The organism is Streptomyces sp. NPDC048671 (assembly GCF_055587045.1).
In genome coordinates, this window is sequence record NZ_JBVJHB010000020.1 from 54692 (window position 1) to 77561 (window position 22870).

The window sequence follows — 22870 nt, forward strand, 5'->3', positions numbered from 1 at the left end:
CTTCCCACCTCTCATGGCTGTGCCGGATCACTGCCTGTCCTACGGGGCGAGCCTGCGGACGACCCTGACGCGGGTGCCCTGCTTGGGGATCATCGTGATGTGGTTCATGGCGCTGCCCTCATCGCCGGGGTCGACCGCTTCGAGCTCCACCGCACGCAGCACTCCCGCCATCACCGTCTCGACCTCCACCTGTGCGAACATCGCTCCCACGCACCGGCGTACGCCACCTCCGAAGGGGATCCACGCGTTCTGCGGAGGAGTGCTCTCCAGCCACCTCTCCGGACGGAAGTCCTTCGCGTCGGCGCCCCACAGACGCGGATCGGACTGCACGGCGCCCACGGACGGCAGCACCGCCACGCCGGCCGAGAGCCGGTAGCCCCCCAGCTCGATGGGCTCGGTGAGGCGCCGGGCCACGTTGTGAATCACCGGCCGGACCCGCAGCGCCTCCTTGAACACCGCGGTCCGATAGGCGTCCTTGGGCTCGTCGATGCCCTCGCGCACTCGCGCGAGGACCTGCGGGTGACGCAACAGGCGCTCGAAGAGCCAGGCCAGCGCCACGGCTGTCGTCTCGTGACCCGCCACGAGGAGCGTCATCACCTCGTCGCGCACGACCTCGTCGTCCGGCTCGTCCTCCAGCAGCATGGACAGTACGTCGGTCCGGTCGGAGGAACCGGGGTCCCGACGGCGCCTGGCGATCTCCTTGTACATGAGCGCGTCGGCGTGTTCCAGGTTGCGCACCACGTTGCGCCAGGGCCACACCCTGCCCAGTTCGGGGCGGATCCACACCAGGATGTCCGACAGGCCGATGTCGGACACCTGGCGCAGCGCGCGGCTGAGTTCGGCGGCCCGCCGGGCGTCGTCGACGCCGAACACGACCCGCACCATGATCTCCAGCGTCAGCGCGTAGGCACGGTCCAGGAGTCTGACGGGTTCACCGACCGGCCAGCTGCGGGCCTCCTGTTCAGCGATCTCCCGCATCGTCGACGTCAGAGCAGCGATGCGATCGTGGTGGAACGGAGGCATGATCCGCTTGCGCGCGGGCTTGTGTTCGGGCGCGTCCAGGGTCAGGACCGAGTGCCGGCCGACGATCGGGACCAGGAGGGAGTTGCCCTCGCCCGCGTGGAAGACCTCGGGGGCGCCCCGGAAGACCTCTTTGATGTGCTCGGGGTTGCGCAGGATGACGAACGGCCCGCCGGGCACCACGCGCAGGGTGACGATATCGCCGTAGCGGTCGTGCATCTGCGGCAGATAGTGCTGCCGTCCGCGCCGGAAGCGGATCGTCTGCCAGAGCACCGAGTCCGGCGGTCCGGGCGGCATCCCGTCCATCGCTCCCTCGATCGACACGTGACTGATCGAGGCCGATGTCCTCAGGCGCTCGTTGGCGCTCGTGCTGTCGCGTCCGCCGCTGCTCATGGTGTCTCTCCGTCCGTCGTGCGTGGATGCCCGGCCGGTCCCGCGTATCGGCCCGTGTCCGGGGGGCGGGCCCGCTCGGCAGCGGTGGTCAGATGGGCCAGATAGCGGTCGAGCGCCCGGTCCACCAGACGCCCCCTGGGCACCCACGGCGCCTTCGGGCGTACCCAGGGAAGAGCGGAGGGCAGGTCGTCCATGGCACCGTTCACGATCCAGCGCGCCAGCTGCGCGCCGTGCTGGACCGAGACCGCGATGCCGTGGCCGTTGCAGCCTCCGGCGTGGTGCAGGTGGGGGTCGCCGGGGTGGTGGCCGATGACCGGAAGGCCGTCGCGCGTCATGGCGACGGGCCCTGCCCACGAGGACTCGATCTCCACGTCCGCCAGCGCCGGCGACAGCGCCCGTACGGCCGCGCCGAGCCGTCCGGGAGCGGGCGCGAGCGACCCGAAGGGCCCTCGTCGCACCGCTCCCCCGCCGACCACGACCCGGCCGTCGGGAACAAGCCTGAAGTACGGCGACAGCTCGCCGTGCTCGATCAGGGGCTCGGTGAGCAGTCCGTCCAGTGCTTCGACGGCCTCGGGCGGCAGTTTCTCTGTCACCCCGGCCTGTACGCTCACGCCGATCACGCCCGTCGGTGCTCCTGGTGCGGAGCTGAATCCGTTGACCGCGACGACGACGTCGTCAGCGATCACTTCTCCGTCGTCGGTGGCGACGCAGAGGAGCAGGCCGCGCCGGATGCGGCGCACCGTGCTGCGCTCGAAGATCCTCAGGCCGCGCTGCTCACCGGCCCTGGCCAGCTGTTCGGTGAGGGCCGCGGGGTCCAGTGTGGCCGCCGGTCCGTGGCGCAGACCACTGCGGTACCGGGCCGCGACGGGGGGCAGTTCGTCCTGCTCGACCAGTGGGACCGGGAGGCCGAGGGCACGGGCGGCCTCGGCCTCCCGCCACTGGTCCTCGGCGGCCTTCTCATCGACGGCGACGACGAGCTGAGTTCCCGGGATCAGGTCACAGGAGATGCGCAGGCGCCGCACGAGATCCATGGTGTGCTGGACGGCGGCGGCCGACCAGAGGTAGGAGGCTCGTGCGACATCGTCGCCGTACCGTCGGCGGGCCACTGACGTCGGGGGTCCGATCCTCGGCCCGAGCAGCCCCGTACCCCGGCCGCTCGCGCCCGCCGCCACGTGGTCCGCCTCCACCAGGACGACATCGAGGTCCGGATCGAGTTCGAGGAGCTCGACGGCGGTGGACAGGCCGGTCAGGCCGGCGCCGATGACGGCGACATCGCAGCGGTGGGTGCCCTTCAGGCGGGGCCGGGTGATGGTGTCCCCGCTACTAGCCCACGGTGTCCCGTAGCCGGTCATCACCGGCCTCGCAGCACGCCGGTGGCACTGAAGCGCCGGGTCCCGGTGATGGCGCGGGCGATCGCCCGCGCGTCGACGGCCATGTCGGGCAGCTGGCCGGGGGGCAGCCGGTAGCCCTGGAAATAGAGGCCCGGCGCGTGCGGTGCGACACTGCCCCCGTGGACGAGCGGGCGCCCACCAGGCTGCGACAGGACGTTCAGGTGCCCCAGGAGGCCTTCCATGTCCGGCCGTTGTCCGGTGGACGCGATCACGACCTCCGGCTTGATGGCCGAGCCGTCCTCGAGCAGCACCGCCTTCTTGTCGAAGCCCTGGACACCCGGGACGACCTGGATCGTTCCCTCACGGACGGCGGCTATCAGACCGCGGTCGATGGCGCCGTAGGAGTGCCCGATGCGGGCGGTGCCCGCCATGGTGCCCTCGGTGGGGGCGGCGAGGCCGTACGGCGACAGATCGCCCCACTGCATCCGGTGCATCAGCAGGCTGACCCGGTTCACCAGCCAGTGCGGCAGCGGCCCGTGTTTGATGGCCTGGCACAGCAGCGAGGTGGTCGCACTGAGTTTGAAGAGCACCGGCATGTTCCGTATCGACATCCGCACACGGGAAGCGCCGGCGTTCGCGGCGGCGACCGCGATATCGATGCCGGTGGGCCCGCAACCGACGACCAGGACGTCCTTTCCGACAAATGGATCAGGGACCGTGTAGGACCTCGCGTGCAGGAACTCGCCCTCGTACGTGTCCAGTCCGGGCCAGTCCGGCACGAAGGGCTTGCGATGCAGGCCGGTGGCCACGACGACGTTCTTCGCCCGCAGGTCCCCGGACGATGTGCGCACGACCCAGCGTCCGGACTCGCGGTCCACGCGGTGGACCTCCGTCTCGCAACGGACATCGGGGTCGAGGACCTCGATGTACTTCTTCATGTAGGTGAGGAAGTCGTCGCGCATGGGCCAGGGGCCGTACTCCGGGGAGAGCCGCATACCGGGCAGCGAACTCAGCCGGCGCCACGAGTTCATCCGAAGCGACGGATAGTACGAGTGCCAGCTGGAGCAGGCGATCTCCGCCCTGTCGAGAAGCACTGGGTTCAGGCCGGCTTCCTTCAGCGTCCAGGCCACCGCGAGGCCACCCGGGCCCGCGCCGATGATGATCGGGCGTTCACTGCTGTCGGACATGAGTTCCTCACCTCAGACGCGCTCGGGCATCGGATTTTCTGCTGTGTCATGTGCGATGACGTGCTGCTCGAACTCCACGAACGCGGGGACGGGCACCGGCTCGAACCGCACTCTGAAGGACTTCAGGAAGTTCCCGAAGATCGCGCGGTCGCCGCACAGGTGGATCGGCACGGCGAGGAAGGCCCACTCGAAACCGCCGACCGCGGCCCAGACGCCGAGCAGAACGGCGTGCGTGGCGAAGCTGTGCATCGTGTTGTAGAGGACGTAGTAGACCTTGGGGATCCGTCCGCCCCCGGCCCTGCGGAACGCGATGGCTCCGGGCAGGTAGCCGATCAGGTCGATGTAGACGAAGAGCAGCACCGCGGGCCACCAGCGCACCTCGGAGAGGTGGTGGAGCATCAGCGCCGAGCACACGAGGAGCGCGACGCCGTACTCCAGCCGCAGGAGTTGGAAGGTCACTCTGCTCTCGAAGCGGTTCAGGTGATCCATCGTCGCCTCCCGGTCACGCCGTCAGCGCGGTGTCGGGCTCGCGCTCGACCCCGAGCCGCGCCATCACCGCCATGGCGGTCGCCGGGTCGCCCACGACGTGCGCCTCCCCGAGCAGCCGGTACACGATGGTCGCGATCGCTTCCTTGAGCACCTTGGTCGCGATCGGTTCCAGGACTCCCGCCAGGCTCGGAATCCCGAAGTCGAAGGACGCCTCGAACGTGACCTCGCAGCCGCCGTCGAGGGGTTCCACCCGCCAGGAGCCCCGGAACACATCGAAGTCGCCGCTGGTCTGCTCGAAGACGATGCGGCGCTGTTCGGGCTGGAAGTAGTCGACCTCCGCCCAGCGCAGCGGGCCGTTGCGGAAGAAGATGTCCCACTCGCTGACGAGCGGTTCGTCCCCGGCCTGCTCGTGCACGACGACGGAGCGGACCTCGTCGACGAAGTCGGGGTACTTCTCGAACTTGGCGATACGCCCGTACGCGAAGTCCGCGTCGGCGGCGGACTGCAACTTCAATTCCAGACTACGCATCTGCCAGCACCTCGTACTCGGGGTTCCGCTCGCCGACCTGCCTGGCCGCGCGCTCGAACCGTTCGAAAAGGAAGGTCACTTCGGACTCGTTGAGCGTCGCCGGCGGTGTGAGCCGCACCACGTGGTCCGAGTTGAGGGAGAGGTTCGCGACGACGCGGTTGGCGACCAGGGCCATGAACAGCTCCACCGCCATCGCGGGGTCGGCGAACTCGATGCCGATGAGCAGACCGGCTCCGCGCACCTCGTAGGGGTGATGCGGCAGGTGCGCGGCGATGATCCGCTCCAGCTCCGGCGTCAGGCGTGTGCCGAGTGCGGCGGCCCTGGCGACCAGGTCGTCCTCCTGGATGGCCAGGATCGCGCCGTACACCGCCGCCATGGCGATCGGCGCGGCCGAGAAGGTCGAGGTGTGCAGGATCGGGTCCCGGTCCAGGACCGAGAAGACCTCGTCGGTCGCGATGGTCGCGGCGACCGGCATCACCGCGCCGCCCAGTGCCTTACCGGACAGCAGGATGTCGGGGCGGACACCCTCGGCGTCACAGCCCCACCACTCGCCGAGCCGGCCGAGGCCCGTCTGCACCTCGTCGACCACGAGCAGTGCGCCGTGCTCCGAGCACAGCGCGCGCACCTCGCGGAGGTAGCCGGGCGGCGGGATCACCACCCCGCCCTCACCCTGGACCGGTTCCACGATCACGCACGCCTCGTCGGGGTGCTGCCGAAGTGTCCGGGCCAGCGCGGCGGTGTCGCCGAACGGCACGTGGGTGACGTCCGGCAGCAGAGGCCGGAACGGCGCCTGGAAGGTCTCTTTGGCGGTCACCGAGAGCGCGCCCATGGTCTTGCCGTGGTAGCCGCCGACCATGGACACCAGACGGCGGCGCCCGTTGAGACGGGCGATCTTGATCGCCGCTTCGACGGCTTCCGTCCCCGATCCCGAGAAGTGCACGCGCTCAAGCCCCGGCGGCGTCACCGATGTCAGCAGCTCGGCCGCTCGTGCGGCAGCCGGATCGAGGAAGATGCGGGTGCCGATCGGGTGCGTGTGCAGCTGCCGCTCGACCTCGCGCACCACGGTGGGGTGGCGGGCGCCCGTGATGAAGACCCCGTAGCCGCCGACGTTGAGGTATTTTTCGCCCCGGCTCGTGGTGAGCCATGCCCCGGACGACTCGACCTCGATCTGGCCGCCCAGGACGTCGGCCAGGCGCGCCCGGCCCGAGCTCATGGTGCGCCGGTAGGCCGCCGACACACGCTCGTCGTCTGTCACTGCTTGCTCATGCATGTCCGGACCTCATTCGAACCGAAGGACGTCGCCGGAGAAGTTCGCTGCCAGCGCACCGCTCGTACTGGACCGGGACGGCGGATGAAAGTTGACGCACTGGCAGGCGGCGAGAAAGTAGGCGACGTCGGGCGACCCGATGAAGGCCATGCCGCCGAGCGCCTCGACAGCCCGCTTCGCGACGTCGACAATCGCCTCCTGAGCGCCGTACCGCGCGATCATCGCCTTGGTGAGCGCGGCGTTGTCGCCCTCCTTGGCGGCGAGCTGACCGGCGATGCCCTCAAGGAGCTGGGCCGCGGTCTCGATGCGCACCCCGAGGTCCGCCACCAGCTGCGCGCCGAGCTTCTTGCTCGCGAAGGCCCGCTCGACCAGAGCGCTGGCCATGCCCAGGTAACAGGACGTGATCAGCATCTCGAACCACATGAACCCGACGGTCTGCAACTCGTCCAGTTCGCCCTGCTCGCCTGCCTTCGTGGGCACGAGCAGCATGTCGTCGACGAAGACATCGGTCAGCCGGACCTCGTCGCTCTCGGCGCCGGCCAGTACGTTGCTGCGCCAGAACGGGTGCACGGACACGCCTGGGGTCTCCGACGGCAGGAGCATCAGGAGCGTCTCGGATCCCCCGCCCTCCTTGGGTACCGACAGGCTGGCCGACAGCAGGTCCATGGAACGCGACATGCTGCACGGACGCTTGGACCCGTTGACGAGGACTCCGCCGTCCTTGCGGACGCCGCCGACGGTGGGCGACAGGATGCCCTGACCGGGGTTGCCCTCGGCGAACCCCGAGGAAACCAGGAGATTCTGTGTGGCGATGCCTTCGAGCAGTGCCCATTCGAGACCGCTGGAACTCAGGCTCGACGCGAGCGTGAAGACGGTCGCCACCGAGAAGTGGTGCATGGTGGAAGCCACGGCCAGGGACGGCGCGACGGCCCCGATGGCGCGGGTGACCTGGATGGCCTCCTTCGGTGTGGCGCCGGAACCCGAGTAGGCCTTCGGAATGACCAGTGCCGGGCCGCCGCTCGCCCGGAAGAGTTCCAGCCCGCTGTTGCCGGGCTTCTCCAGGTCGGCCAGCGGAATGTCGGAGAGCTTGCCAAGCAGGCCGGGGAGATAGGTCTCGCAGACCTCACGTGCCTCAACGAGAGTTCGCATCGCGCTCTTCCTTCCGTGAGGGCCGCGAGGAGCGGTCCGCGATGATGGAGACCCCCTGCAGGTGCGTGGTCCGCAGCACGGGGTAGTTGGCTTCACCGAAGACTCCGCCGGTCAGGCCGGTCCCCCCGTGCGAGGGCAGCGGGGCGGTGAACGCTATGTGCGAGTCGTTCACCTTGAGCAGCCCGCCCTTGACGGTCTCCGCGACGAACCGGTCCGTCACCGACTCGTCCCGCGCCCACAGCGAGTTCCTCAGCCCGTACATGTTGGAGTTGACGAAGTCGACGAAGCTGTCGAACAGGACCTCGTCGTCGGCCGGCTCGGGCACGATGACCGGCAGCAGCGGGAAGAACGTCTCGTGCTTCACCACGTCGAGCTCACGTGCGCCGTGCAGACCGTCGATGCGCAGGACCGTGGGCTCCAGGAAGAACCCTGAGCTGTCCCTGGTCCCGTCGATCTGCACGCCATGGCCGCCGGTGACGACGGTCGCGCCGCGCTCGACGGCGTCGGACAGGAACTGGTTGAACTTGTCGTGGCGCAGGACCGGGGAGAGCAGCACGCCTTCCTCGTCCGGGTAGCCGGTGCGCAGCGCCTGAGCCTTCTCGGTGACGCGGGCGATCAGGTCGTCCGCGATGTCCGGGTGCGCGAGCGCCTGGTTGGGAATCATGCACAGCTGCCCGGAGCCGTAGAAGCTCTCCACCAGGGCGTCGGAGGCCCGGTCGAGGTCGGCGTCCTTCCAGACCAGGACGACGTCGTTGCCCGCCAGTTCGAGGATCGGCTTCTTGCCCGCCTCGACACACCGGCGCTCCAGCTTGAGACCGCTGGGTACGTCACCGAAGTACAGGATGTCGTCGACCAGCGGGCTGTTGATCCAGGCATCCAGCATCGGCCCTGGATGGCCGCACACGATGTTGAGCACGCCGGGCGGGGCCCCGAGCTCCTCCAGGATGGGTGCGATCAGGTTGCGCAGCGTGTAGGTGACTCCGTAGGGGGCGGTGCGCGGTGCCCGTACGACGGCCGCGTTGCCCCCGGGGATGCACATGGTGCCCAGGAGAGCGCTGACCAGGGGCGCGTTCGCGGGCGGGGTGATGCAGACCACCCCGTCGGCCTGGCGGCGGACGATGTTGCGTCGGCCGTCGATGGAGAACTCCTGCCACATCTGCCGGCGCAGGTACTCCGCCGTCTCCTTCCTGGCCAGTTCGCGCATCCCCGAGATCTCCCACTTCGCGAGTTCCAGTGGGTGTCCCTCCAGAGTGAGGAGGCGGACCAGTTCGTCACCGTGCTCGTCAATGACGCCGCGCAGCAGCTCCATCCAGCCGTCGAACCGGGTCGACAGCGGTACGGTCCGCCAGATCGCGGCCGCCTCGGCCGCGGCGACCAGCGCGTCCTGCGTGGTCTCGTTCTCCGCGACGGCGACCCGGCCGACGACGACCCCCTCGGGAGCCTCGTCGGGAGAGAGCCGGCCGGCCTCCAGCTTGCGCTTGAGGCTGAGGCTGGCGAACGAGTCGTCCAGGACCGCACGGGGAGAGAGCACGTACACCCACTGGCCGCTCTCCACGTCCTTTCCGCGCACGTAACTGCTCAGTGAGGGGATTCGATGGACCTCAGCGTTCGCTGTCAAAGTGACCCCGCAATCTCGATTCCGATGACAGCCCGGTGTAGGTGAGCCGCCCACGTCAGTGATGCGTTATCGGAGTATTGACTGCGGCTCTGAAACCTCCCTGACGCGCGTTGGACAGTGGCGTAGGCCGGACGTCAGGGGAGGGCGCTAACGTCGTTCCTACCGAATCGCCGAACGTAGGGACAGGGAATGAAGGTGCCCGATTCGATCCATCCTGAGGGCAATGCGTCGATGATGTCCGCCCTTGAACTGTATGCGGACAACCCGAGCGCGTTCCTTGCCCTCAACAGCGGTAATGAGTACTTCACTTGCTCGGGCGTGGAGGGCTTCGTCTGCTACCGTCCGCACGGTCGGCGCTGGATACAGTTCGGCGGCCCGTTCACGGACTCCGAGAGCCGGAAGGAACTGCAGTCCAGGTTCCTGGAGCACGCACACCGCAGCGGGCGCAGAATCGTGGGCGTGCAGTTGCAGCGCGCGGACGCCGAATTGATGGCCGAGTTGGGTCTCACCGTAAATCAGGTCGGCGCTTCCTACGCTGTTGACCTCAGAGACTTCACCCTACGGGGAAAACGCTTCGTACGCCTGCGGAACAAGATCTCTCGCGCCATGCGTGCCGGCCTGGAGATATCCGAGGTGGACGCCGACAAGGTGGCCGGAGAGATCGGTGACATCGATGCACAATGGCTTCGGAAGAAAGGCAGGCACACCAAGGAGCTGAAGTTTCTGATCGGTGAGATCGGCGGACCGTGGCAGTCGTCGCGCAGGCTCTTCGTCGGCAGAATCGACGGCGCGGCGATCGCGTACGTCTCGTACGCTCCCGTGTACGGGTCGTCCCCGGGATGGCTGCACGATCTGAGCCGGCGGCTTCCGGACTGCCCACCGGGCGTCATGGAGGCGATCAACGCGCACGCCATCGAGCGAATGCGGGAACTGGGCGCGCCCTGGCTGCACTTCGGTTTCACCCCGTTCACCAGCCTGGACGACAGCCACCGGCTCGCGACCGCGAGCCGCGGCACCTCACGGATGGTCAGGCTGATCGCGGAGCACGGTGACCGGGTCTATCCGGCGAAGAGCCAGCTGGAATACAAGTCGAAGTGGCATCCGACAGCTGTTCTTCCCGAGTACTTCGCCTTCGACGGCGGGATATCCATGCGCTCCCTGTGGAGTGTTGTACGTGTGACGAACATCCTGTGACAGCACAATCCGGGAAGGGTACTCGAAGCGGCCTAACGAGGTCCGGGGAAACCCGGTCGGGTTCACGCCCACGCAGGTTCGAATCCTGCCCCTTCCGCACAGCCCCATCAGACGCACCACCGCTGCGTCCTCTCTCCGCAATGCCGCATCTCCTCTCGAATCGAGCAGAACGGATCACGTTATGACCGAAGTCCGTTTCGTCGCTGCCTGCGACGCTCCGGTCGGCGTCGCCTTCGAGTATCTCGACAACTATCGAAATGTCACGCAGTACTGGCACGGGATGTCGAGCTACCGGCCGGTGGGGGATCCGGACCAGGGCCTTGGTTCGGTCTTCGAGGCCGTCGCCAAGGTGGGCCCCTCCACCCTGAAGTCGACCATCAGGACGACGGAGTGGGAGCGAAACGTCCGCGTCTTCTACCGCTCGGTATCCGGGATGGATTCGTCCACGCGCTTCGCATTCACCGCCATCGACGAGTCCCACTGCACGGTGGAGTTCTCCATCGAGTTCAAGCTCGCCGGCGGAATAGCGGGCAGAGCGCTGGAGAAGACCCTGGAGCCGTTCGTGAGCACTACCGCCAGGAACACGGCGGCGAACATCTCGAAAAAGGTCGCCGAGTACTACGCGGCCGGACGCGCCGATTCCGCCCCGGGGTCCGCTGATCTCCCGAAGAGCTGAAGGACGGAAGGACCTCGTGGGACGGCACCGTCATCACCGCGCGGTGTCCCTCCCACGGTTCCGCGAACGCTCGGCCGTCGGGCTGCCCTGCCCCGGCGCTCGGCGGAAGGGAGCCCCACATGCTCGAATACGCCGGCCCGCACCCGGGCCGACCGCGCCCCGTCTCCGGCCCGTCGGCCCCCGCGGCCCGCCGGCCGCCCGTCGCCACCGTGCGCCACGCGCTGGACCCCTCGGTGCCGGCGGAGGCCGGGATCTTGGCGAAGCGCTGCGGGGTACCTCCTGCCATCGTCCTGCTCGCCGCGGCCGAGGTGCTGATCGCCCGCTGGTCGGGGCGCCGCGAGGTCGGTGTCCTCACCTCACCGCACGACCGGTCCGCCAGGACGACGGGTGTCAGTCCCCCGGACGGGTCCGGCCCCTTGCTGCTGCTCCGCGACTACCGTCCACACGAATCGTTCCTCGACCTGGTCGTGCGGGAGGCCGCTCGGCCCGCACCGGGAGCGGAGAGCGGGGACATCGCACTCAGCGACCGCGTCGCACACAGCCGGCATGCCCACGGCGTCAGCCGGACGGCGCCGCCTCGGCTCTTCTTCCGTACGGTCGACGACGCCTGCCCTCCCGCTTCCGCAGGAATCGCGGCGGACAGTCCCCGGCCCCTGGCGGCCGAGTGTGAGCTGTCCGTCGACGTGTCGGCGGCGGAGGTCGTGCTCCGCTACGCCGAGGAGTCGTCCGACGCCGCGTCGGTGCCGCTGCTCGCGCCCTATTACGGTGCGCTGCTCACCGCTGTGGTCGCAGATCCGTCCACAGCCGTCAGCTCGATCTCCTTCGCGCCTCCCGCGGCGGTCCTGCGATCGCCGGAAGCGCTCGCCGAACTGGTCCGGGCACTGCCCGACCTCGCCGGGGGCAGGGCGACGGGGGCCCGGATCATCGACGGGCCCGACTGCGCGGTCCTGCCGGCCGGCCTGACCGGAGCGCTCCACCTGGAGGTCCGCGGCGGTGCCGGGGCCGACTGCACCGCCTGGGTGGACACAGGTGCTCGCGGCCGGTTCACCCCGACGGGCGGCATCCTGCTGGAGCGGACCGCGGCCCCGGAACGTCCGATGCGCACGCCCACCTCGTACAGACGCCTGGGCGGCGCGTCGGCGGCCGGCATGGCCTCCCAGCTCGCCGCGGTGTGGGCGGCGAACCTGGGACTCCCGGCCGCCGAGCCGGGCGAAGGACGCGCCGGACTCGGAGACGTGCTCCCCGGGGGGGGGGGGGGGGGGGGGGGGGGGGGGGGGGCGGGGCCGGGGCGGGCCGCGGGCGGGGGGGGGGGGGGGGGGGGGGGGGGGGGGGGGGGGGGGGGGGGGCCGCCCCCGCGGCGGGGGGCGCGGGGCCCCCGGGGGGCCGCGGGGGGCGGGGCCGGGCGGCCCCCCCCCCCCCCCCCACGACGGGAGCGTCATGTCTGGGAAGGCCGCTTTCGCGGTGCGGATGGTTCAGCCGACCAGCTCTCGGTGAGGAAGGCCGCGATGTCGCGCAGTGACTCCGCGGCCTCCCGGACCAATCCCGCCTGAGCCTGGGCCGCGTGCCACAGCGAGGGGCTCTCCACGTAGCGCAGTGGCACGCCCGAACGCCGCAGGGACACCGCCAGGTCCCGGCACTGCCCGTACAGCAGCTCACGGGTGTTGGTGTGGAGGTAGGTCGGCGGCAGTCCGGCGAGCGGACCCGCGTGCGGAACATACCGGGGATCGGACGGATCTCCGTCGCCCAGATAGGCGGCGGCGCAGGCCAGGCCCCACTGACGGCTGACCACCAGGTCGCGGCGCCGTTCGGCCACTTCCGCCGGGTTCGCCCACGGCGAGATCAGGGCGAGGGCGGATGGCCGCTGCCCCTGGCCGGCGACCAGTTGCTGCGCTGCGGCGAGCGCGATGGCGCCGCCCGCCGAGTCTCCGGCCAGCACGATCGATCCGGGGGCGTGGCCCTCGGTGGCCGTCAGCGCGGCGAACGAGGCGAGCGTGTCCTCCAGCGCGGCTGGGAAGGGGTGTTCGGGGGCCAGCCGGTAGTCGAGGAGGTAGACGGGACGGCCTGTGTGCCGGGCGAGGTGCGCGGCCAGCGACCGGTGCGAGGCAGGCGATCCCACCGTGTACCCGCCCCCGTGCAGATAGAGCACCGCCCCCGCGACCGGCCCCGCTCCGACGTCGATCCGCTCGGTCGGGCGGCCGCCGAGAAGCAGTGTGCCGACCGAGGTGTCCGGCGGAAGGGGCTGCAATCTCGCGGCCGCGTTCAGCAGGGCGCGCTGCGCCCGCCACGGCATGCGGTGGTGGAAGGTGGCCCGGTAGAACGGGTGCAGTGCCGCGCGGACGAGCGGCAGCGGCAGCATCGGTGGGGGCCTCATGCCGTCGATCCCGGGCGCGGGGCGATCCTGATGAGGCGCGACATCCAGGCGCCGAACCGCTGGGAGCCCGAGGGCGTGACGCGGCCCAGCAGATCGAGCGCCTTGGCCTCCGCCCCCACGAGAACGCGCGCGCGGCGCCTGCGGACCCCTGCGATTATGGTGTCCGCCGCCATCTCGGGACTGTGCAGCGCCAGTCGCCTGTCGAAGGCCCGCGCGATACCGGCCGCGTCGAGTCCCCGGGACGCAGTGGCGTTGCGGGCGACCGCGGTCTTGATGCCTCCGGGGTGTACGCAGGTCACGTGCACCGGGTGCCGGGACAGCAGCATTTCCTGGCGCAGGCACTCGGTGAATCCGCGCGTCGCGAACTTGGAGGCGTTGTAGGCGCTCTGTCCGGGATAGGTGATCAGTCCGAAGAGGCTGGAGACGTTGATGACATGGCCGTCGCCTGACGCGATCAGATGAGGCAGAAAGGCTTTGGTCATGTTCACCACGCCCCAGAAGTTGACGTCCAGTACGCGTTCGATGTCCTTGAACGACTCGTGCGTCACCTCGCCGTAGTGGGCGATGCCCGCGTTGTTGTATACCTGATGGACGGTGCCGAAATGGGCACGGACGTCGTCGGCGTAGGCCAGGACCTTCTCCCGCTGGGTCACGTCGAGCGCGTCGGTCTTCACCCTCACCCCGGCTTCGCCGCACATCGCGGCTGTCACCTCGACGCTGTCGCCGTCGATGTCGGACAGGGCGAGATCGGCGCCGAGTCCGGCGAGACGCAGGGCGAGCGCCCGGCCGATCCCCGATCCCGCGCCGGTGATGACAAGGACCTTGCCGGCGAAACTGTTCCTGTCCGACTGCTTGTTCATTCCGGTCCTCCGGTCGAGACGTGGTAGGCGTCGATGTCGAACAACCGCGTGATCCGGCGGAACTCGTATGAGAATCCCGGCCACATCGTGGTGTTGGCCCCGCGCTTGTCCAGGTACCAGCTGGCGCAGCCGCCGACGTTCCAGATGGTCCGCGACAGCTTGCGCTGCAGCGCGTGCGAGAAGTTCTCCTGCGCCACCGCGCGCACCTCGACCGAGCGCAGGTTCCGTCGCTTCATGGTCGCGATCGCATCGGCCAGGTAGTTCACCTGCGACTCGATCATGAAGATCATGGAGTTGTGGCCGAGACCGGTGTTGGGGCCGACCAGCAGGAACATGTTGGGGAAGTTCGCGATCGCCGTGCCCTTGTAGCACTGGCGGCCCACCTCGTCGAACACGTCGCCGAGGCTCCGGCCGTCCTTCCCGAAGAGCTTGCGGTAGGTGGGCGAATCAGTGACGTGGAAGCCGGTGGCCAGGATGATGGCGTCCACATCGTGCTCGGCGCCGTCGTCGGTGACCACGGACTTCTCGCGTACCTCGGCAATGCCCGACGTGACGAGCTTGACGTGGTCCTGCCGGAAGGTGCGGTGGTACGTGTTGGACAGCAGAATCCGTTTGCACCCGATCCCGTAGTCCGGAGTGAGCCGCCGGCGCAGCTGCGGGTCGGGAATCTCCCGCCGCAGCCTCGCCCGTGCGAGCACCCCCACCGGCTTCATCAGCACGGGATGCTTCGCCAGGGCGATCGCCTGCGCCTCGTGCGCCCAGTAGATGCCCGAGCGGACGAGCCGCTGGTAGCCCGGCACGTATCTGCACGCGAGGCGTTCGATCCTGGAGTAGCGGCGGTCCATGCGGGGCAGGACCCATGCCGCAGTGCGCTGGTACACCTGAAGTTCGGCGACGCTCGACGCGATGGCGGGCACTATCTGGATGGCGGAGGCGCCGGTGCCTACGACCGCGACCCGCTTGCCGGTCAGGTCGGCGTCGTGGTCCCACCGGGCGGAGTGGAAGACTTGGCCCGCGAAATCCCCGATCCCCGGTATGTCCGGCCGCGACGGCTCACAGAGCGCTCCGAACCCGCCGACCAGGATGTCGGACACGAAGTGGCCACGGGAGGTCTCGACCTCCCAATGGGCGTGCTCCTCGGCCCACTTGGCGCTCAGCACCTCGCAGCCGAAGACGTGCTTGTCCCGCAGACCGTACCGGCGGGCCACCTGGGTCAGATAGCCCTGTATCTCCGCTTGCCCGGAGAACGAACGGCTCCACTCCGGGTTCAGGGCGAAGGAGTACGAGTAGAGGTGCGACGGCACGTCGCACGCTGCGCCGGGGTAGGTGTTGTCGCGCCACGTTCCGCCGACGTCGTGGCCCCGTTCCAGGACCAGGAAGTCGTTCCACCCTTCCCGCCGGAAGCGGATCGCGGCGGCGAGCCCCGCGAGGCCGCCTCCGATGATGAGGACGTGTGTGCGGCGGGGCGGCCGGGCCGGGGGCTCGGGCCTCTCGGACGCTCTCCCCCGGACGTCCGCCGTCTTCTTCGGGTTCTTGTCTCTCTGGTTCTCAGCACTCAAGGGGGATCAGATCTCCCGTCGCGTCTGTCCCGGACGGTGGGCCCCCGGATACTCCCAGACCTGCTCTGACATGCCCCTGAAGTGACCCTGCGTACAGGGCAGGGCGATTTCAGAGCGTCTGCGGATGATGAGCCGTCGAAATCGCTGCCTCGACGTCTGTCACGTCCTGCGCATTCCGCTCCCTCATCGACCGAGCAGGCAAGGAGACATCTGATGGGTTCCACACCGGCGCAAGCAGAGGCCGTCGAAACGCCGGACGTGCTGATCGTGGGAACGGGGTTCGCCGGCCTCGGCATGGCAATGAAGCTGCTCGACGCGGGACATTCCGACTTCGTCATCCTGGAGAAGGCCGACGGCGTGGGCGGCACCTGGCGGGAGAACACCTACCCCGGCTGCGCCTGCGACGTAGCGAGCGTCATGTACTCCTACTCCTTCGCTCCCAACCGCAGTTGGAGTCGCATGTACGCGGCGCAGCCGGAGATCCTGGACTACATCGAGCACGTCGTGGAGGCCCGTGGCGTCGGGGCTCACATCCGGTTCAACACGGAGGCGACCTCGTACGAGTTCGACGAGGACAGCGACCGGTGGACCGTGCGGACCCGGTCGGGCCAGGAGTACCGGCCGCGGATCGTCGTCCTGGCCCATGGAGCACTGCACCAGCCCAACATCCCGGACCTGCCCGGCATGGGCAGGTTCAAGGGGACCATGTTCCACTCGGCGCAGTGGGACCATTCCGTCGACCTGACGGGCAAGCGGGTCGCGGTCGTCGGTACCGGCTCCAGCGCGGCGCAGTTCATCCCGGAGATCGCCGGCACGGCCGCCCATGTCGACGTCTTCCAGCGCAACGCGCACTGGGTGCTGCCGAAGGCCGACCGGCCGCTGAAGGACTTCGAACGCAAGCTCTTCAAGGCTCTGCCGTTCGTCCAGCAGTTGTACCGGCTCACGGCCTACTGGACGCACGAGGTGCCGGTGCTCGCCTTCCTCAACCCGAAGTTCGTCAAGCTGCTCGAACTGGCGTCCCGGCGCATGCTCGCCAAGCAGGTGACGGACCCCCTTCTCCGGGCGCAGCTGACGCCGGACTACAAGATCGGGTGCAAGCGCATCCTGCTGACGAACGACTACTACCCCGCGCTCCAGCGCCCCGACGTCGATCTGATCACCTCCCCCATCGCGGAGTTCACCAAGACAGGACTCACGACGGCGGACGGGAAGAGCCACGAAGCCGACGTGGTGATCCTGGCGACCGGGTTCTCCACGGACAACCGCTGCGCCACCGAACACATCGTGGGGCGGGACGGGATGACGATCCAGGAGGCGTGGCGCGACGGCATGACCGCGCACCTCGGTACGACCGTGTCGGGATTTCCGAACATGTTCATGTTGATGGGCCCCAATTCCGGCGGCGGCGCCCAGTCGATCCTTTTCGTCATCGAGGCGCAGCTCCATTACATCGTCGAGTGCCTTCGCATGATGCGAACGCGGCGGGCCAGCCGGCTGGAGGTGCGCGCGGAGGTCCAGCGCGCGTTCAACAGCCGTCTGCACCGCCGGCTCGCCGGCTCCGTGTGGAACTCGGGCGGCTGCCACAGCTGGTTCCTGGACGACAAGGGGCAGAACCGTCAGTCCTGGCCCGGAACCGGTACGTCCTACTGGCGGGCCACCCGGCGCCCCGACCCGCTGGCGTTCAACCTGACAAGCAACGCCGGCAAGCGGCCGCTGCGCGTTGTCCCGCAACCCACTGACTCCAAGTGAGCTGAAGCCCGATTGCAGTACACATACGGTCGTGCGTACACTCAACTGTCGTGCTCGGACCTGCGGCCCTGGCGGGAGCGGACCCATGGGCCCGGCGGGCCGTGTTGCCCGGCGCCCCGGTCTTCGCATCCGGCACAGAGTGTGTGAACAACGAGAAGGGGATGCATTCGTGACGAATGCCAAGGAAGAAGTTCTCGCGACCGCAGCGGCACCGGAGGACCGCCCCGCCCTGCCCTGGCCCACCGTGTCGACCGTCATGGTCGGCATGTTCATGGCCATTCTCGACTCGTTCATCGTCGTCGTGGCGGGCCCCGCGATCCAGGACGATCTGGGAGCGACCGTCGGCCAGCTCCAGTGGATCCTCGCGGGCTACCAGCTGAGCTACGCGGTATTCATGATCACCGGCGGCCGGCTCGCGGACCTGTACGGGCGCAAGCGTGTCTTCGTCATCGGCACCGCGCTCTTCACACTGTCCTCGCTCGCCTGCGCCATGTCGCAGAGCCCCGGGACCCTCATCGCCGCCCGCATCGCCCAAGGCCTGGGCGCGGCACTGATGGTCCCCCAGGTCTTCGCCGTCATCACGCTCACGGTCCCCGAGAAGGGCCGCCCCCGCGTCTTCGGTGTCCTGGGCATGGTGATCGGCATGGCGACCATCAGCGGGCAGCTCGTCGGCGGCCTGCTGATCGGCGCGAACCTGTTCGGCACCGACTGGCGGTCGGTGTTCTGGGTCAACGTGCCGATCGGGATCGCCACACTCGTCCTCGCCATGAAGTTCGTTCCGGAGTCGCGTTCCGCAGGCGCGCGCAAGCTGGACTTCCCGGGCGTGGCGGCCCTGAGCGCCGCGCTGCTGCTTCTCACCTACCCGCTGATCCAGGGGCGGGAGGAGGGGTGGCCGTGGTGGACGTGGGCCTGTTTCGTGGCGAGTGCCGCCGCCTTCGCCCTGTTCGTGGTGCTGGAGCGGAACCTCGACCGGCGCGGCGGCGATCCGCTGATGCGGCTGGCCCTGTTCTCCCAGCGGTCCTTCTCACTGGGAATCGTCCTGGTTCTCGCCGTGTACGCGCTGCTGACCTCGTACTACCTCGCGCTGTCTATCGCGATGCAGGACGGTCTCGGGATGTCGGCGCTCGGCTCGGGCCTGGTGTACACGCCGGCCGCGGTGACCTTCTTCGTCTTCAGCTTGATCGCCGGCCGCCTCGTCCCGAAGTACGGCCGTCGCGTACTGGAGGTCGGCTCGGTGGTGCTGGCGCTCGGGTACCTGGCCACCGCGGTCGTCCTGCTCTCCGGGCCGAGGCTGACCCCGCTGCTGGTGATTCCCACCCTGATGCTGCAGAGCGTCGGCGGCGGGCTGCTCATCACGCCGCTCCTGAACACCGTGCTCAGCAGGGTCACCGCGGAGACCGTGGGCATGGCCTCCGGGGCGCTTTCCACCGCGCAGCAGGTAGGTGGAGCGCTCGGGGTGGCCGTGATCGGTGCTGTGTTCTTCAACTCGTTCGACCCTGCCGACGGCGGGAAGGTCGACGCGGCGGGACACGCCTTCGCCATGTCGTCGCTCACCACGTTCGGGATCGCGGTTCTGGCGTCCGCGCTTGTCTTCCTGCTCCCCAAACAGGCGAGGACCGGCAAGTGACGAGGCACGGGTAGGGGCGACGGGGCCGGCCGCTGGAGCCGCCTCGCGCAAAGCCTTCGCACGCCGGTGCGGCGGACCATGTGTCCGCCGCACCGGCGTGCGAAGGCCGCGAACGCACCGCGTGGAGCGGGGCGGTGGTGTCAGCGCGGGGTCGCGAGGATCCCGTCGATGATGCGGCGGGCCTTGCCCACGGCCTCCACGTCTCCCGACTGCAGGGCCGTGTTGGCGGCGCAGAGCAGGGCATCGATCTGAAAGACGGCGAGCTCGACGTCGAGTCCGGCGACCTCACCGGAATCCACAGCCTTGCGCAGCTCGGTGGCGATGACTTCGCGCCACTCCCGCTGATCGTGGAACAGCGCGTCATGGACCGACCCCGGCCGGCTGTCGAACTCGGCGAGATTCGCCACCCTGAAACACCCGCCGGCGAACAGGGGCGTCTCGGCGTAGACCACCCAGCAGTCCAGCAGTGCGCGCAGACGGGCCACGCCTGCGGGGGCCGCCCTCGCCGGGCGGATGACTGCGTCGATGAACATCTCGCGCGCGAACTCGACGGTTGCGAGCTGCAGGGTCTCCTTCGTTTTGAAGAGAGTCTGAATCCCTGCCTTGCTGAGCCCCGTATCGACGGCGAGCCGACCGAAACTGACTCCGCCGAGGCCCTCCAGCGAGGCGATGTCGACAGCCCGGCGCAGGACCGTCCTGCGCGTCCGCGCGCCGCGCAGGAGACGCTTGTCCGTGACCTCCGGCTGAATCCCCTCCGGCGCCAGGGGCACGCGCGATCCGGCGCCGTCGGTTCGGGAGGCGATCGACTCCACAGTACTGCCCATACGGTCGATCGTACCCTGTTCGACCGGATAAGGGCATGTTCTAGCAGCGGATCTCTGCGGCGGCCCCGCAATCGCCAATGGCGAGAAATACCTCTTTCGGTTACGGCGGAGAAGATGTCAGCCACACACGATCAAGCCTCGGCCTTTGGCCGAATGCCATCTGTTGGCGCATTTCCGCAGGCCAAGAGGGCCCCTACTCGAACGTGCGGGATGCGGAGGCGGGCCACATCTCGTTAGCATCACATCTGGTCGCCGTAAGGAGAATTAGTTCAATAGAAAACTCTATGGGAAAGCGCCACGCCGATGTGTCCTGCTCGCCTGGATTTAGGGAAGTGCACAGTGATCAGCGTTGGAATAGGTCTCCTCGGACCACTGCGAGTCGAGCTCAGAAGCACTGAAGTGGTGCTGAGCGGGGCAAAGCTGAGAAGCATTCTCGCCATCCTCGCGCTCCGCGCCGACGGCGAGGTCCGCCGTGACGAGCTGATCGAAGAACTGGATCTGATGCGGACCACGGGGGACGCGGTCAATGCGGTGCACGCCCACGTCGCCAGACTGCGCCGCTGGCTCCAACGGCATGGCGGACGTGCTGACCTGCTGGAAACGGTCAACTCCGGATACCGGCTCAACATCGATCGGGAGGCGGTCGACGCCCACCGTTTCGTCAGCCTGGTGGAGCGTGCCCTGAACCTGGCCCCCGGCACCCCTTCCGTCGTCGCGACCATCCTGAAGGACGCGCTTTCCCTGTGGCGGGGCGACGCTCTGCTTGACGCCCTGGAGGGCCCGATGGCGGCTACGGCAGCCGATGATCTACGCCAATGGCGGGCTGCCGCGCGGGAAACACTGATCAACGCATGGCTGGAACTCGATTGCAACCAAAAGGTCGTCCTGAACGCCCAAAAATTCATTTCTGAGGACCCGCTGAACGAATCGATGCGCGCGCGCCATATCATCGCGCTGCAACGTATGGGAAGGCACGCCGAAGCAGTCGAGGCCTACAACAGTGCCGAGCGAGTACTGAGCCAGGAGCTTGGCATAAAGCCCGGCACCGAACTCCGGGCCGCATCCGATCCCACCATCCGGTTCATTCCCGCTTCGAGCAATGGCGCCCGGCGCGAACGAATCATGACCGGGGCCATGCGGTAAGGGATCCCCGGACGCCGATTCGGCCGTCGCGGCGCGACCATGTGGTCGCCGCGACGGCCGCACCGTCGCCGAACCGGGACAGCCGCCCCGGCAGTCGCAGACGAGGCCGTTGGTCAGTCCCGTTCCGTACGGCTCAGCACCTGCGCCAGCCCCTTGACCATCTCGGTCGCCATCACCGCTTGCCCCGAGGTCGAGAAGTGGATGCGATCCTCGCTGAGCAGGTCTTCCCGGGCGTTGACGGGGTGGTCCCACATGTCGACGACAACGGCCCGGTACTCGGCGGCCAGTGCACGGGTGATGCCGTTGACCCTCGCCACTCGCTCCGTCCAGTCCGGGAACGCCGGAATGAGATAGGCCCTGCCCAGGGTGAAAGTGGTCAACTGGGCCCCGGTCCCGGATGCCAGGGCGTACATGCGCCGCAGCCGCTGTTCGATCGCGTCGAAGTCCGGCTTCCGCCGCACGATGTCGTTCGCCCCGCACGGCAGGTGCACCAGGTCCGGTCCGAACTCCAGCATTGCGTCGATCTGATTGTCGAGGGTCTGCTCCGTGGTGGCGCCGATCTCGGCCGTATTCAGGTACTTCAGATCCGGCCGCACCCGGCGAAGGATCTCCGCGAATCTGTCGGACCAGCCCGCGTCCGCGTATCCGGGGCTCGGGTCCCCGGTGCCGGCCGACAGACTGTCGCCGATCACCGCGAATCGGCTCCACGGAGCGTCGAACAGAAGCGCTGCCGCGTCCAGGGACTGCAGACAGTACGGATCGGACTCTTCGGTGAGCTGCGCCAGGGTCATGAGAAAAGAATACGGACGGGCGTATGTAAAGACAAGAGGAGAGTGACGCACGCTCCCTGGACCGGCCTCTCGCCCCCGCACAGGCGCGTCAGAACTTTCCAGCGCGACACAGGTCAGGGAACTCGTCCGAGCGCATCGTCCGCTTCCGCATGCCCCCCGCCCTCCGTCTACGAGGGCGGCGAGGAACGGACGTACGTCCATCTGTACGCGGTACCGCACCTGACGCGCGAACTCGTGGACGAGCTGGTGCGTGGCCTGCGGCAGCCGGCCGGATCCCCGGACCTGGGCACGCCGGCAGAGCATCAGTGGGACGGTGCGATCGATGCCCTGGGCGGCCCTGACACCGAGGGCGGCCATGTCGGGCTGCTGACGTCGCCACGCACCACAGTGCGGCCCCCGCCGGGGCCGCACCGCCCACCCTTCGGCCGGCTGAGGGATTCCTTGCGTCAGGCCTTCCCCGCCTCGGTGACGTAGTCCGCATCGCCGAGAGCACGATGCATCAACTCGAGTACCGCTGCGGTCACTTGCGTCTCGTCGACGGTCTCGTGCTGGGCGATGAGGTCGTCGAGCAGGCCGTCCGCGGCGTGGTAGGCCATGCGGAAAGCCAGGCGGGTATCGAGCGCCCGGAACGCTCCGGCACGTGTGCCCTGTCCGACGAAGTCGCACATCAGGTCAATGGCGCGCTGGTTGGCCTGGCGGCACAGCTCCAGGGCTTTGGCGTTCGCCGATCCGTAGACGAGCCGGTGGAGCTCGGCGTTCTTCACGGCATGCCCGATCAGTGCGGTCATGACCCGGTCGATCGTGGGCCACCAGGCGGCGCTTTCGGCGAGGATCTCCTGCGCCGTGGAGACGATGGCATCGACGTAGCGCTCCCATATCGCGCCGAGCAGGTGGTCCTTCGACTCGAAGTAGAGGTAGAAGGTGCCCTTGCCGATTTCGGCGGCGTCGGCGAGTTCGGAGATGGTGGCCCGCTCGAATCCCGTCGCACCGAACACCCTCTCCCCCGCGCGCAGAATGTCATCCCTGCGGTCGTCGGGGCTCTTGGTGACCCGCTTCCTTCGTGCCTTCGCCGGCATGCCCACCTCCGTTCCAG

The 22870-nt window shown here is 68.6% G+C and carries 19 protein-coding genes and 1 tRNA gene; 6 read left to right on the forward strand and 14 right to left on the reverse strand.

Annotation, left to right across the window (positions count from 1 at the left end; translation table 11 throughout):
- Positions 1-39: 39 nt before the first annotated feature.
- From ACZ6S6_RS32765 to ACZ6S6_RS32800, 8 genes are read right to left on the reverse strand one after another with little or no spacing between them, the layout of a single operon-like run.
- Positions 40-1413, reverse strand: a complete 1374-nt coding sequence (locus ACZ6S6_RS32765) for a cytochrome P450 (protein WP_469708514.1) — start codon at positions 1411-1413, stop codon at positions 40-42.
- The gene (locus ACZ6S6_RS32770) at positions 1410-2765 is read right to left on the reverse strand and encodes an NAD(P)/FAD-dependent oxidoreductase (RefSeq protein WP_469708516.1); all 1356 of its coding nucleotides are present in this window, start codon (positions 2763-2765) and stop codon (positions 1410-1412) included. Before ACZ6S6_RS32770 ends, ACZ6S6_RS32765 begins: the two co-directional genes overlap by 4 nt.
- Positions 2765-3931: a flavin-containing monooxygenase gene (locus ACZ6S6_RS32775; RefSeq protein ID WP_362965638.1), complete on the reverse strand. Its 1167-nt coding sequence runs from the start codon at positions 3929-3931 to the stop codon at positions 2765-2767. The genes ACZ6S6_RS32770 and ACZ6S6_RS32775 overlap by 1 nt, the downstream gene beginning before the upstream one ends.
- A gap of 12 nt (positions 3932-3943) precedes the next feature.
- Positions 3944-4420 carry a hypothetical protein gene (locus ACZ6S6_RS32780; RefSeq protein WP_362965640.1) on the reverse strand — a complete coding sequence of 159 codons (477 nt, stop codon included), beginning with the start codon at positions 4418-4420 and terminating at the stop codon, positions 3944-3946.
- Between the two features lie 13 nt (positions 4421-4433).
- Positions 4434-4949 (reverse strand): type II toxin-antitoxin system RatA family toxin, encoded by a 516-nt coding sequence (locus tag ACZ6S6_RS32785; RefSeq protein ID WP_362965642.1) that lies wholly within the window; start codon positions 4947-4949, stop codon positions 4434-4436.
- Entirely contained in the window at positions 4942-6219 is a 1278-nt protein-coding gene (locus tag ACZ6S6_RS32790; RefSeq protein ID WP_362965643.1) for an aspartate aminotransferase family protein, read from the reverse strand. Before ACZ6S6_RS32790 ends, ACZ6S6_RS32785 begins: the two co-directional genes overlap by 8 nt.
- A gap of 9 nt (positions 6220-6228) precedes the next feature.
- Entirely contained in the window at positions 6229-7365 is a 1137-nt protein-coding gene (locus ACZ6S6_RS32795) for an acyl-CoA dehydrogenase family protein (protein WP_362965644.1), read from the reverse strand.
- Positions 7349-8935, reverse strand: coding sequence for an aldehyde dehydrogenase family protein (locus tag ACZ6S6_RS32800; protein ID WP_469708519.1), 1587 nt, complete (start codon positions 8933-8935; stop codon positions 7349-7351). Before ACZ6S6_RS32800 ends, ACZ6S6_RS32795 begins: the two co-directional genes overlap by 17 nt.
- 279 nt (positions 8936-9214) lie before the next feature.
- Here ACZ6S6_RS32800 and ACZ6S6_RS32805 point away from each other — a divergent pair, with 279 nt between their 5' ends.
- From ACZ6S6_RS32805 to ACZ6S6_RS32815, 3 genes are all read left to right on the forward strand, one after another.
- The gene (locus ACZ6S6_RS32805) at positions 9215-10177 is read left to right on the forward strand and encodes a bifunctional lysylphosphatidylglycerol flippase/synthetase MprF (RefSeq protein ID WP_362965661.1); all 963 of its coding nucleotides are present in this window, start codon (positions 9215-9217) and stop codon (positions 10175-10177) included.
- A gap of 12 nt (positions 10178-10189) precedes the next feature.
- Positions 10190-10274: transfer RNA gene (locus ACZ6S6_RS32810), tRNA-Phe, on the forward strand.
- 84 nt (positions 10275-10358) lie between these two features.
- Positions 10359-10853, forward strand: coding sequence for an SRPBCC family protein (locus ACZ6S6_RS32815; RefSeq protein WP_362965647.1), 495 nt, complete (start codon positions 10359-10361; stop codon positions 10851-10853).
- 1435 nt (positions 10854-12288) lie between these two features.
- Here the strand turns inward: ACZ6S6_RS32815 and ACZ6S6_RS32820 are convergent.
- From ACZ6S6_RS32820 to ACZ6S6_RS32830, 3 genes are read right to left on the reverse strand one after another with little or no spacing between them, the layout of a single operon-like run.
- Positions 12289-13224, reverse strand: a complete 936-nt coding sequence (locus ACZ6S6_RS32820) for an alpha/beta fold hydrolase (RefSeq protein ID WP_469708521.1) — start codon at positions 13222-13224, stop codon at positions 12289-12291.
- Positions 13221-14084, reverse strand: a complete 864-nt coding sequence (locus ACZ6S6_RS32825; protein ID WP_362965652.1) for an SDR family NAD(P)-dependent oxidoreductase — start codon at positions 14082-14084, stop codon at positions 13221-13223. The genes ACZ6S6_RS32820 and ACZ6S6_RS32825 overlap by 4 nt, the downstream gene beginning before the upstream one ends.
- Positions 14081-15643 (reverse strand): flavin-containing monooxygenase, encoded by a 1563-nt coding sequence (locus tag ACZ6S6_RS32830; protein ID WP_362965654.1) that lies wholly within the window; start codon positions 15641-15643, stop codon positions 14081-14083. The genes ACZ6S6_RS32825 and ACZ6S6_RS32830 overlap by 4 nt, the downstream gene beginning before the upstream one ends.
- A gap of 213 nt (positions 15644-15856) precedes the next feature.
- On the opposite strand from ACZ6S6_RS32830, the gene ACZ6S6_RS32835 reads away from it, so the two are divergent.
- Together ACZ6S6_RS32835 and ACZ6S6_RS32840 are read left to right on the forward strand one after the other, a co-directional pair.
- Entirely contained in the window at positions 15857-17392 is a 1536-nt protein-coding gene (locus ACZ6S6_RS32835; protein ID WP_469708524.1) for a flavin-containing monooxygenase, read from the forward strand.
- A 169-nt stretch (positions 17393-17561) separates the two neighbouring features.
- The gene (locus tag ACZ6S6_RS32840; protein WP_362965658.1) at positions 17562-19019 is read left to right on the forward strand and encodes an MFS transporter; all 1458 of its coding nucleotides are present in this window, start codon (positions 17562-17564) and stop codon (positions 19017-19019) included.
- A 140-nt stretch (positions 19020-19159) separates the two neighbouring features.
- On the opposite strand, the gene ACZ6S6_RS32845 is transcribed toward ACZ6S6_RS32840, so the two are convergent.
- Positions 19160-19843 carry a TetR/AcrR family transcriptional regulator gene (locus ACZ6S6_RS32845; protein ID WP_362967006.1) on the reverse strand — a complete coding sequence of 228 codons (684 nt, stop codon included), beginning with the start codon at positions 19841-19843 and terminating at the stop codon, positions 19160-19162.
- 399 nt (positions 19844-20242) lie between these two features.
- Between ACZ6S6_RS32845 and ACZ6S6_RS32850 the strand changes: the two genes are divergently transcribed.
- Positions 20243-20986, forward strand: a complete 744-nt coding sequence (locus tag ACZ6S6_RS32850; RefSeq protein WP_362967008.1) for an AfsR/SARP family transcriptional regulator — start codon at positions 20243-20245, stop codon at positions 20984-20986.
- Positions 20987-21099: 113 nt separating this feature from the next.
- Here the strand turns inward: ACZ6S6_RS32850 and ACZ6S6_RS32855 are convergent, their stop codons facing one another.
- Together ACZ6S6_RS32855 and ACZ6S6_RS32860 are read right to left on the reverse strand one after the other, a co-directional pair.
- A complete protein-coding gene (locus tag ACZ6S6_RS32855) occupies positions 21100-21777 on the reverse strand; it encodes an SGNH/GDSL hydrolase family protein (protein WP_362967010.1) in 678 nt (225 codons plus the stop codon).
- A 446-nt stretch (positions 21778-22223) separates the two neighbouring features.
- Complete coding sequence (locus ACZ6S6_RS32860) at positions 22224-22853, reverse strand: TetR/AcrR family transcriptional regulator (RefSeq protein ID WP_362967012.1); 630 nt, start codon at positions 22851-22853, stop codon at positions 22224-22226.
- Between the last annotated feature and the right edge of the window lie 17 nt (positions 22854-22870).